Origin of the sequence: Teichococcus aestuarii (genome assembly GCF_003116135.1) — a bacterium.
Lineage (GTDB): Bacteria > Pseudomonadota > Alphaproteobacteria > Acetobacterales > Acetobacteraceae > Pseudoroseomonas > Pseudoroseomonas aestuarii.
Genome location: NZ_PDOA01000042.1, coordinates 1 through 10946, shown reverse-complemented (window position 1 = coordinate 10946; position 10946 = coordinate 1). Strand labels below are relative to the sequence as shown.

The following is a 10946-nucleotide window of genomic DNA, read 5'->3' as shown; positions in this document are numbered from 1 at the left end:
AAATCACAGCAGGATCAAAGCGCAAGAGGTCCGTTAATAGGTCCTGAGCCTAGCCGCCTCCCGCCGGTCCCGACGCTGCCGTCCGGATGCTTGATCGGGGCACATGCCGGGCGTTAGACCTGCGGCCATGATCAACAAACTTCGTCCTGCTCCCGCGCTGGAGGGCGTTGCCTCGGCGGAGCGCCTGCTGACAATCCTCAGCGCCTTCCGCAAGGGCGACGCTGCGCTCTCCCTGGCCGAACTCTCGGCGCGGACCGGGCTGGTCAAGACGACCATCATGCGCCTGGCGGTTTCGTTGGAGGCCTTCGGCTATCTCTCGCGCACGGCGGAAGGACAGTACCGGCTGGATGCCGAGCTGCTGCGCCTGGGCATGATCTACCAGCAATCCTTTCGGCTGGAGGCGCATGTAATGCCGGTGCTGGAGACGCTGGTGGATCGCACCGGCGAAAGCACCTCCTTCTACATCCGGCGCGGCGAGAGCCGGCTTTGCCTGTTCCGCGTGGACTCGCCGCATCGCCTGCGGCTGCATGTCCGGCCGGGCGACAGGCTGCCGATGGACAACTCTGCCATCGCGCAGGTGCTGCGGCTGTTCACCACCTCGCCGCTGCCGCCGGAAGCCGCTATGCTGGACTTCCCGCTCTACACCGCCGGCGCCAACGATCCGCATGTGGCCGGCATGGCCATGCCGGCCTTCGGACCGGAGGAGACGTTCGCCGGCGCGGTCTGCGTCACTGGCCCGATCACCCGCCTGACGGCAGAGGCGGCTGAGGCGATCCGCCCTGCCTTGCGCGAGGCCGCGGCACGGCTGACCCGCAGCCTGGGCGGCCGGATGCCGGAGATCCCCTCCCCCTCCAACCCTGCCTGACGATCCGGAGCCCTCCTTGGAGGATGGCCGGCCACGGGGCTGCGCGGGCAGGAAGGCTGGAGGCGTGAACGCCCCTGGATCCGCCCTTCTGCCATCGATCCTGTTCCGCCCGTACCAATGGCCGCCCCGGCGGGGCCAGGTGCCAGAGCGGTTCCCCAGTTCTGCGTGAGCACGCGGAACGAGCGCGGCAAGACCCGGAGAAAGGAAAGAAGACGAGGACCGGGGGAGGATTTCTCTCCCCCGGTCCCGGCTCCCGGCAGGATGCGGGAGCCGGGCCGGGCTCTCAGACCCGGCGCACGTTCCAGAACTTCACGAAGCCGTCGAGCACGCCGCCGATATCGCGGCGCCAGGCCATGGGCTGGAAGATCTGGCCGGTGGGCAGGAAGGTGGCATCCTTCCAGGCCTGGGCCTGCATCTGCTCGGCCAGCGTCTTCTGCGCAGCCGGGTCGCGCTCTTCTATCCAGGCATCGCGCAGCCGCTCCGCTTCCTCGCTGGTGGGCCAGCCATACCAGCCCTTCAGCCCATTGGCGCGCGCCACGCTGGTCACCGCTGGATCGAGGATGTTCAGGCCCGAGACCATGGATGGGAAGACGCTCCAGCCGCCCTTCTCCACCGGCTCGCGCGAGTTGCGGCGCTGGAACAGCGTGCCGCTGTCCACTGCCTGCACGTCCACGTTCAACCCGATGCGCTGGAACAGATCGATGCCGACCTGCCCGATCGGCGCGCTCACCGGATGGTCCATCGGCAGCATGAAGGCGACCTTCTCGCCCTTGTAGCCGGAGGCCGCGACCGCCTGCTTCGCGCGCGCGATGTCGGTCTTGCCGAAGAGGCGGTCGAAGCCGACATCGTTTTCCATCGGCGTGCCGGGGCAGAACATGCCCAGCTTGACGTGCCAGGTCTCCGGATCGCTGCTGTAGGCCTGCATGAACTCGGACTGGTCCACCGCGCCCAGCACGGCGCGGCGCAGCGCGGCGTTGTCGAAGGGCGGCTGGATGCAGTTGAAGCGCAGGATCGGTGTCAGGCCCTGGCGGTCCTTCACCTCCACCCGTATGTCCCGGTTGCGCTTCAGCAGGGCGACGAGATCGGGGGACGGGGTTTCCCACCAGTCGGCCTCCCCGGCCATCAGCGCGCCGGAGGCGGCGGAGACGTCCGGCATGACCGTCCATTCCACCCGCTCGAAATGCACGACCTTGGGGCCGGCGGTGCCGCCCGCGACACCATCGGCCCGCGGCACGTAGCCGTCGAAGCGCGCATAGACGGCGCGGGCGCCGGCCATGTGCTCGCTTTCCAGGAAGCGGAACGGGCCGCTGCCAACGATCTCCGTCACCTGCCTGGCAGCATCGGTCCTGGCCAGCCGCTCGGGCATGATGGCGCACATGCTGGGCGAGGCCTTGGCCAGCGCCGCCGGCAGCAGCGGGAAGGGCTTCCTGAGGCGGAACAGGATGGTGCGGTCGTCCGGCGCGGAAAGCTCGTCCGTCACGGCCATCAGCGCCTGGCCGAAGGAGTCCCGTGACGCCCAGCGGCGGATGCTGGCCACGCAATCGCGCCCGGTGACGGTGCTGCCATCGTGGAATCGGAGGCCGTCGCGCAGCGTCAGCCTCCAGAGGCGGCCGTCATCCTCGACCGCGTGGCCCTGCACCATCTGCGGCTGCGGCTGGAACTGTGCGTCCAGGCCGTAGAGCGTGTCGAACACCATGAAGGCGTGGTTGCGCGTCGGCGTCGCGGTGGTGGCGACCGGGTCGAGCAGTGACAGATCAACGAAGGGGATGAAGCGCAGTACGCTTTTCTCCCTCGCCCGCGCGAGGTTCGGCAGGGCCAGCGTCGTGGCGGCTGCCGCGCCCAGGAAATGGCGTCGCAACATGGTCTGGACCTTCCTCTCGTGCCCTCTCCGGGGCGTTTGGTCGCTGGCGCGCGCCGGCGCGGCGCGCGTCGCGTTCAGGCCGGCAGGATCTGGCCGGGCGCGGACAGTTCGGCGCGCAGGATGCTGCCGGTCTCGGACTCGGTGATGAACAGGCTGCGCCGGTCCGGACCGCCGAAGGCGAGGTTGGTGGTGGACCACCCCGCGCAGGAGGCGATGCGCAGCAGCGGCTCGGCGCGCGGCGAAAGCCGCCAGACCGTGCCAAAGCCGGCATGCGCGACCAGCAGGCAGTTCTCCTGGTCGAGCGCCAGCCCGTCCGGCCCGCTCGGCCCGCCATGCATGTGGCAGAAGATGCTGGCCTTGGTCACGCTGCCGTCCGCGTGCAGCGGCAGGCGCCAGATCTGGTTGGCACGGGTGACGCCGACCAGAAGGTGGCTCTCGTCCGCCGCCAGCACGATGCCGTTGGGGCTCGGGATGGTGTCGATCAGGCAGGTCAGCCGGCCATCGGGCTCCAGACGCCAGACGCGGCCCGTGGGGTCCTGCAACCCGGTCTGCCCCTGGTCGGTGAAGTAGATGTCGCCAGCCGCCGAGAAGCAGAGATCGTTGACGCCCTTGAAGCTTTCCGAGCGCGCCGTCTCCAGCAGCGGCGTGACGGCGCCCGATGCCGGGTCCAGCACCAGCAGGCCGCGCTTGTAGTCGGTGACGACGAAGCGTCCATCGGGCGCGATCTTCATGCCGTTCGGCCAGCCGTCATACTCGGCCACTTGCTACCACTCGCCCCCGGGCGAGACGCGGAAGATGCGCCCGAAAGGGATGTCGGTGACGTAGAGCAGGCCGTTCCGGTCGAAGACCGGGCCCTCCAGGAAGCTGTCCACCGGCTTGCCGGCGCGGTTGGCGTCGCTCCAGGCGGTGCGCCTCAGGTGGCGGAAGCGATCCGGCAGGCGCGAGAAGAGCGTGGTCTCGATGCGGGGCGGCGGGGCGAAGAAGCTCACGGCCGGACCCTCACTGCCGCTCGATGCCGGCGCTCTTGGCGACTTCGGCCCAGAGGGCCTGCTCCTGCTGGATCAGCTTGCCGAATTCGGCGGGCGGCATGCCGCCGGGTTCGGCCGCCAGCGTCTTCAGGAAGGCCAGCATGTCCTGCTCGCGCAGGGAAGCCGCCATGGCCTGGTAGAGCTGGTCGATCACCGGCTGCGGCGTGCCGCGCGGCGCGACGAGGCCGGACCAGTTGATGATGCTGAAGCCCTTCAGCCCGGCCTCGTCGAAGGTGGGCGTGTCCGGCAGCGCATCCACGCGGTGCGCGCCGCTGATTGCCAGCGGTCGCAGCAGGCCGCCCTTGATGCCACCGAGGCCGGAGCCGAGCGAGGGCATGGCCATGTCCACCTCGCCCGAGATGGTCGCCCGCACCGCTTCCCCACCGCCCTTGTAGGGGACGTGGAACAGCTTCGCCCCCGCAGCCTGCTGGAAGGCCTCGGCCGAGAGGTGCAGCGAGCTGCCGACACCGCCGGAGCCGAAGGTGATCTTGTTAGGCTCGCGCTTCGCCGCCGCGATCAGCGAGGGGAGGTCCTGGTAGGGCGACTTGGCGTTGACCAGCAGCAGAACCGGCGAGAAGGCGCTGACGGTGATCGGCGCGAAAGCCCCGGCATGGTCGAAGGGCAGGTTGTTGAACAGGAAGGGCAGGGTCGCGTAGGTGTTGTCCATCGCCAGCAGGGTCTGCCCGTCTGGTTCGGCGCGGGCCACCTCCGCCGCGCCAATGGTGCCTGTGGCGCCCGCCTTGTTCTCGACAACGAAGGGCTGGCCTAGCCGGTCGGCCAGCTTCTGCGCCATGCGGCGCGCCACCACGTCCACCGCGCCGCCGGGGGCCCAGGGCACCACGATGCGCACCGGGCGGGACGGGTAGGAGGATGCTGCCAGGGCCGGGCGCGCGAGCGCGCCCAGGGCCAGGCCGGCACTGGCCAGCAGCAGGCGGCGGCGCGGCAGCAGAGGGGCAGCGGGGGTGGAAAGCGGCATTGGGCAAGCTCCTCCCAGAGCGGATGGCCGGTTGGCCAGAATTTCGAAATGACGTTGCATTTTTTCTCCGGCTCCGCAAGGGTGCCGTCCAGGCCGCCGCAGGGCGGCGGATCGCTGGAGGAAACAGAATGGCCTTGGGCTTCAGGATTTTGCCGCGCAGCCGCGCGGTTTCCGCGGAGTGGGTGGAGCGCTTCCGCGACCTGCCGGTGGCCAATGTCAGCGACGTCATGGCCCGCATGACGGCCGGCGGTCCGCGCCTGCGGCCGATGCATGACGGCGCCCCGCTGCGCGGCCCCGCCTTCACGGTGAAGACCCGCCCCGGCGACAACCTCATGATCCACAAGGCGCTGGGCCTCGCCGCGCCGGGCGATGTCATCGTGGTGGATGCGGGCGGCGACCTCACCAACGCGCTGATCGGCGAGCTGATGCTCGCGCAGATGGTGCGCCGCGGCCTCGGCGGCATCGTGATCAACGGCGCCATCCGCGACAGCGCCGCCATCGCCGCGCAGTCCTTTCCGGTCTTCGCCGCCGGCGTCACGCATCGCGGCCCCTACAAGGACGGCCCCGGCGAGATCAACGTGCCGGTCGCCATCGACGGCATGGTGATCGAGCCCGGTGACCTCATCCTCGGCGACGATGACGGGCTGCTCTGCGTGCCTTTCGGCAGCGTCGAGGCAATCCATGCCGCCGCCATGGCCAAGCAGGCGGCCGAGCACAAGCAGATGGCGAACATCGAGGCGGGCACGCATGACGCCGCCTGGGTGGACGCGGCGCTGCGCCGGCTCGGCTGCGAGGGCGTGGAATGACCCGCCCCGTCGTCCTGATCACTGCCGCCTGGCTGGCGCCCGAGGCCGTGGCGATGCTGGAGCAGGCTGGGCTGGAGCCGGTCTGCACCACGGGCTATCCGGGTGAGGCGGAACTGCTGGAAGCCATCGCCACGCACCGGCCCGTGGCGCTGCTGCACCGTCAGGGCCGCATCGATGGCACCGTGATGGATGCCGCCGCGCCGGATCTGCGCGTGGTGGCCCGCCATGGCGCCGGCATCGACGGCATCGACGTGCCCGCCGCGCGGGCGCGCCGCCTGACCGTGACACGCGCCGCCGGGGCGAATTCCCGCTCCGTCGCCGAGCACGCAATGGCGCTGATGCTGACCCTGCTGAAGGACCTGCCCGACGTCAGCGCGAAGATGCGCGACGGCCTGTGGGAGAAGACCTCCCGCATGACGCGCGACATCGAGGGCATGACGCTCGGCATCGTCGGCCATGGCGCGATCGGCTCGAAGGTGGCGCGCTTCGCCGCGGTCTTCGGCATGCGCGTGCTGGCCTATGACCCCTATCTGCCCGAGGGGCCGCTGCCCGGCCCGGCGGAGCGGGTGCCGACGCTCGACGCATTGCTGGAACAGGCGGAGGTGCTCTCGCTGCACTGCCCGCTGGAGCCGGAGACGCGCGGCATGATCGGCGCGGCCGAGCTGGCGCGGCTGCCGCAGGGCGCCATCCTCGTCCACACCGCCCGCGGCGGCATCGTGGACGAGGCGGCGCTGCTGGCGGCGCTGGAATCCGGCCAGCTTGCCTGGGCCGGGGTGGACGTCTTCTCCACCGAGCCGCTGCCCGGGGACAGCCCGCTGCGCCGGCACCCGCGCCTGGTGCCGACGCCGCACCTCGCGGCCAACACGCCGCGCGGCGCCGTGGCCATGGCGACCAGCGCGGCGGACAGCATCATCACCGTGCTCGCCGGCCGCCGCCCGGCCACCGAAGGCGCCGTGGTGGTCGAAGGGGGCCTTGCCGCTCTGAACCCCGCCTGACCGCCGGGGGCCGCGGCCCCAGGACACCAGAGAAGGACCATCGTGCGGGGGGCTCCCCCTCCCGCGCGCAGCGCCAGCGCATGCCTGGCGCCAAGACCAATGCGAGAGGAGGAACAGGAATGACCGATACGCCGAAGCTGGGGCGCCGCGCCGCCCTGCTGGCAACCCCGAGCCTGCTGCTTGCCGCCCGGACGGTCCGGGCGCAGGCGGGCGAGTGGCCGAACCGCCCGGTGCGCGTCATCGTGCCCTGGCCGCCGGGCGGCACCGCCGACGTGGTGGCCCGCCTGCTCTTTGCCGCGGCGGCCGAGGCCACCGGCCAGCCCTTCGTGATCGAGAACCGCGCCGGGGCCACCGGCACCATCGGCGCCGCCGCCGCTGCCCAGGCGGCGCCCGACGGCTACACCGTGCTCTACGGCTCCACCGGCCTCTCGGTGGAAGCCGCGCTGTTCAAGAACCTCAGCTACAGCGCGCAGCGCGACTTCGTGCCGGTGTTCCGCTCCATCACCGTGCCGCAGCTCCTGCTGGTGAACCCGAAGGTGAAGGCCACCACGCCGGCCGAGCTGATCGCACTGTCCAAGGCTACGCCGGGGGGGCTGAACGGGGCCTCGGCCGGCATCGGCTCGATCCAGCACCTGGCGCTGGAGCTGTTCGCGCGCGAATCCGGCGCGCCGGTCAACCACGTGCCCTATCGCGGCGGCGCGCCGATCTATGCCGACCTGATGTCCGGCCAGGTCGACCTGTATCTCGGCAACGTCAACGGCCCCATCGCCTTCCTCAAGGAGGGCACGCTGCGCGCCCTGGCGCATACCGGGCGGGGCCGCCTCGCCTCGCTGCCGGACTTGCCGCCGCTCTCCGACACGCTGCCGGGCTTCGAGACCTATGAGTGGAACGGCGTCTTCGTGCCGAAGGGCACGCCGGATGCCATCGTCGCCCGGCTCAACGCCCTGCTGAACGCGGCCCAGGCGAAGCCTGACATCGCCGCCAAGCTGCGCGCGCAGGAGTTGCAGACGGAGCCGAACACGCCACAGCAATTCGCGGAGTTCTTCCAGGCGCAGAGCCGGCGCTGGCAGGGCTTCGTGAAGGAGGCCGGGATCACGCTGGAGTAGGCGCCATGGCATCCACCCTTCATAGCCCGCACATCCCGGTGCGCGAGGAGTGGCTGGCGCGCGGGGCCGAGCCGCCGCTCGAGCCGGCGCTGCCCATCGTGGACCCGCACCACCACCTCTGGGATCGCCCTGGCGACCGCTATCTGTTCGACGACCTGCTGCGCGACACGCGCGGTGGGCACGACATCCGCGGCACGGTCTTCGTCACCTGCCGCTCGATGTTCCGTGCCGACGGGCCGGAAGCCATGCGGGCGGTCGGCGAGACGGAGTTCGTCAACGGCGTCGCGGCGCAGAGCGCCAGCGGGCTGTATGGGCCGCTGCGGGCCTGCCAGGGCATTGTCGGCTTCGCCGACCTGACGCTTGGCGAGCGAGTGGCGCCGGTGCTGGAGGCGCATCTATGCGCCGCGCCGGAGCGCTTCCGCGGCATCCGCAACAACACCGCCTTCCACCCCGATCCCGGCATCCAGACCAACCCGATCAAGCCGCGCGAGGGGCTGCTGGCCGATCCCACCTTCCTGCGCGGCGCCGGGCTGCTGCCGCGCTATGGGCTGACGCTGGATGTCTGGGCCTATCACACGCAGCTTGCGGAAGTGGAGGCTCTGGCGCGCGCCCTGCCCGACCTCACCGTGATCCTCGACCATCTGGGCGGGCCGATCGGCATCGGCCCCTTCGCCGGACGGCGGGAGGAGGTCTTCGGCGTCTGGCGGGCCGCGATGCGGCGGCTGGCGGCGCTGCCGAACCTGCGCGTCAAGCTCGGTGGCCTTGGCATGGCGCTGAGCGGCTTCCGCTTCCACGAGGCTGCCACGCCGCCAGGTTCGGTGGAACTCGCCGCCGCTTGGGCGCCCTACATCGAGACCTGCATCGCGCTCTTCGGCGCGCATCGCTGCATGTTCGAGAGCAACTTTTCCGTGGACAAGGGCATGTTCGGCTACAGCGCCTGCTGGAATGCCTTCAAGCGTATTGCAGCCGCCGCCTCAGACGATGAGAAGGCGGCGCTCTTCGCCGGCACCGCCATCGAGACCTACCGCCTGCCGCCGCATCTCGGCCGGCCTCGCGCCGCCACTCAGGAGCCCCTCGCATGATCGTCCGACGCACCTTCCTTGGCGCCAGCACCGCCGCGCTGTTCGCCACGCCCGGGCTGGCCCGGGCCGCCTCCTGGCCAGAGCGGCCGCTGCGGCTGGTCGTGCCCTACCCGCCGGGCGGCGCGGTGGACATCGCTGCACGGCTGATTGCCGACGGGCTGGGCGCCCGGCTCGGGCAGTCCGTGGTGGTGGAGAACCGCCCCGGCGGCGGCGGTACCATCGGCACGGCAGCGGTCGCCCATGCCGAGGCCGACGGCTACACGCTCGGCGCCTCGGCGGTGAATACCCTGGCCATCAACCAGTTCCTCTACAGCAACCTGCCCTATGACCCCGAAAAGGACTTGGTGCCGGTCTCGCTAGGCTGGGAGGCGCCGCTGGTGGTGGTCGTGCCGGCCGAGCACGTGCCGGCGCGTACGCTGAGCGAGTTCGTCGCCTGGGCGAAGAAGCAGCCGCAGGGCATCACCTTCGGCAGTTCCGGCATCGGCACCACGGTGCATCTTTCCGGCGAGATGCTGTGCCGCAGGACCGGCATCCAGGGCCTGCACGTGCCCTTCAAGGGCGGCTCGGAGGCACTGACCGGCATGCTGCGGGGCGATATCCAGCTCGTGGTGGACAACGTGCCCACCGCGCTGGCCAATCTGCGCGGCGGCAGGCTGCGGGCGCTCGCCGTGACCTCGGCCGAACGCTGGCCAGACCTGCCGGACATCCCCACCATGGCCGAGGCCGGCGTGGCGGATTTCGCCGTCACTTCCTGGGGCGCCGTCACGGTACCGGCGGGCACGCCCGCGCCGGTGGTGGAGCGCCTGTCGCGGGCGATGCGCGAGGCGGCGGCGGACCCGGCCCTGCAGAAGCGCTTCGCGCAGACCGGCACCCGGGCGCTTGGCACCACGCCGCAGGAAGCCGCGGCGCGCGCGGCGAAGGAGCGGCCGATGTGGCAGGAATTGGTGCGTGTCTCCGGCGCCACGCTGGACTAAGCGGCATGCCGACCGTCTCCTCCCCGGTGCCCTGGTCTGCCGGCACGGCCCCTCCCAGCCTGGCGGTGCCGGCCGGAGCCACGGACTGCCACTTCCACGTCTATGACGCGCGGTGGCCCTCGGCCGCTGGCACGCCGCACCATCCGGATGCCACGGCGGAGCATTACCGGCTGCTGCAGACCCGGCTCGGCCTCTCACGCGGGATCCTTGTGCAGCCTTCCGCTTATGGAACGGATAACAGCCTGCATCTGCAGGCGCTGGAGGTGCTGGGGCGCGACCGCTTCCGCCTGGTGGCGGTGGTGCCGCCGGACATTTCGGACAGCGCGCTCCGGGCGATGGACGATGCTGGCGTGCGCGGCATCCGCTTCAACCTGACCATGCCCGGCGTGCTCCGGGCGGAGGACCTGACGCAGTTGGCCCGGCGCGTGGCGCCGCTCGGCTGGCATCTTCAGGTGAACGCCGCCGAGGCGACGCTCCTGGCTGCCGAGCCGATGCTGGGCTCCCTGCCCTGCCCCCTGGTGCTGGACCATATCGGCCAGGTGCCGCAGCCCGGCGGCACCGCCACCCCCGCCTTCCAGGCAGTGCGAAGGCTGCTGGATGCGGGCAGGACCTGGGTGAAACTCTCGGGCGCCTACATCCGTAGCCGGAGCGGCGCGCCGAGATATGCGGATGCCGGTGTGGTCGCGGCGGCACTGGTCCGCTCCGCGCCGGAGCGGATGCTCTGGGGGAGCGATTGGCCCCACCCCACCCAGCCTCTAAATGCAAAGCCGGATGACGCCATCCTGCTCGACCTGCTGGCGGAATGGGTACCCGATCCTGCTACACGTAGCCGTGTTTTGGTCGAGAACCCCTCCGTCGTCTACGGCTTCTCGCGCTCTGGCTGACGATATGCTGGGCGGTAGCGTGTCGGATACTGCGATGGCATCGTTCACCTGCCCTTTATCGGGGTCGAAGGCGGAGATGCCATTCATCCCAGCCTCCCCCGTGCGGCGGACCTCGTCGAGGTGCAACCATCTTTGTCGATCCGCTAAAGAAACAGCGTCGCAAAGCTCAGGATCACCGCGGCGAAGCAGGATGGCAGGTGAAGCATGGCGGCGTCTCTTGGCGGCGACACACCAGCTAACCACTCCCTCGCCTCGCCGCCTACGCATGCCTCAGATGGCCGAAGTCGAGTTAAGGCTGGGTTTTCGCAAGCATGTCCTAGGCTCAGGACCTATTAACGGACCTCTTGCGCTTTGGTCCTGCTGTGATTC

Annotated in this window: 11 protein-coding genes; 7 read left to right on the top strand and 4 right to left on the bottom strand. The window is 70.5% G+C overall.

Features of this window, described 5'->3' with window-relative positions; genetic code table 11:
- Positions 1 to 127: 127 nt before the first annotated feature.
- Positions 128 to 865 (top strand): IclR family transcriptional regulator, encoded by a 738-nt coding sequence (locus CR165_RS23425; RefSeq protein ID WP_109519315.1) that lies wholly within the window; start codon positions 128 to 130, stop codon positions 863 to 865.
- A 283-nt stretch (positions 866 to 1148) separates the two neighbouring features.
- On the opposite strand, the gene CR165_RS23420 is transcribed toward CR165_RS23425, so the two are convergent.
- The 4 genes from CR165_RS23420 to CR165_RS23410 all read right to left on the bottom strand — a co-directional run bounded on the left by CR165_RS23420 (position 1149) and on the right by CR165_RS23410 (position 4730).
- Positions 1149 to 2726, bottom strand: a complete 1578-nt coding sequence (locus CR165_RS23420) for an ABC transporter substrate-binding protein (protein WP_109519314.1) — start codon at positions 2724 to 2726, stop codon at positions 1149 to 1151.
- 74 nt (positions 2727 to 2800) lie between these two features.
- Positions 2801 to 3487 carry an SMP-30/gluconolactonase/LRE family protein gene (locus tag CR165_RS23415; protein WP_245906727.1) on the bottom strand — a complete coding sequence of 229 codons (687 nt, stop codon included), beginning with the start codon at positions 3485 to 3487 and terminating at the stop codon, positions 2801 to 2803.
- A 3-nt stretch (positions 3488 to 3490) separates the two neighbouring features.
- Entirely contained in the window at positions 3491 to 3715 is a 225-nt protein-coding gene (locus CR165_RS25875) for a hypothetical protein (RefSeq protein ID WP_245906725.1), read from the bottom strand.
- A 10-nt stretch (positions 3716 to 3725) separates the two neighbouring features.
- A complete protein-coding gene (locus CR165_RS23410) occupies positions 3726 to 4730 on the bottom strand; it encodes a Bug family tripartite tricarboxylate transporter substrate binding protein (RefSeq protein ID WP_109519313.1) in 1005 nt (334 codons plus the stop codon).
- A gap of 128 nt (positions 4731 to 4858) precedes the next feature.
- On the opposite strand from CR165_RS23410, the gene CR165_RS23405 reads away from it, so the two are divergent.
- The 6 genes from CR165_RS23405 to CR165_RS23380 all read left to right on the top strand — a co-directional run bounded on the left by CR165_RS23405 (position 4859) and on the right by CR165_RS23380 (position 10577).
- Positions 4859 to 5536: an RraA family protein gene (locus CR165_RS23405; RefSeq protein ID WP_109519312.1), complete on the top strand. Its 678-nt coding sequence runs from the start codon at positions 4859 to 4861 to the stop codon at positions 5534 to 5536.
- Positions 5533 to 6531, top strand: a complete 999-nt coding sequence (locus tag CR165_RS23400) for a hydroxyacid dehydrogenase (protein WP_109519311.1) — start codon at positions 5533 to 5535, stop codon at positions 6529 to 6531. Before CR165_RS23405 ends, CR165_RS23400 begins: the two co-directional genes overlap by 4 nt.
- Before the next feature lie 119 nt (positions 6532 to 6650).
- Positions 6651 to 7637: a Bug family tripartite tricarboxylate transporter substrate binding protein gene (locus CR165_RS23395; RefSeq protein WP_181378344.1), complete on the top strand. Its 987-nt coding sequence runs from the start codon at positions 6651 to 6653 to the stop codon at positions 7635 to 7637.
- A gap of 5 nt (positions 7638 to 7642) precedes the next feature.
- Entirely contained in the window at positions 7643 to 8719 is a 1077-nt protein-coding gene (locus CR165_RS23390; RefSeq protein WP_109519309.1) for an amidohydrolase family protein, read from the top strand.
- Positions 8716 to 9693 (top strand): Bug family tripartite tricarboxylate transporter substrate binding protein, encoded by a 978-nt coding sequence (locus CR165_RS23385; RefSeq protein ID WP_109519308.1) that lies wholly within the window; start codon positions 8716 to 8718, stop codon positions 9691 to 9693. Before CR165_RS23390 ends, CR165_RS23385 begins: the two co-directional genes overlap by 4 nt.
- Before the next feature lie 5 nt (positions 9694 to 9698).
- Positions 9699 to 10577 carry an amidohydrolase family protein gene (locus CR165_RS23380; protein ID WP_109519307.1) on the top strand — a complete coding sequence of 293 codons (879 nt, stop codon included), beginning with the start codon at positions 9699 to 9701 and terminating at the stop codon, positions 10575 to 10577.
- The last annotated feature ends 369 nt before the right edge of the window (positions 10578 to 10946 follow it).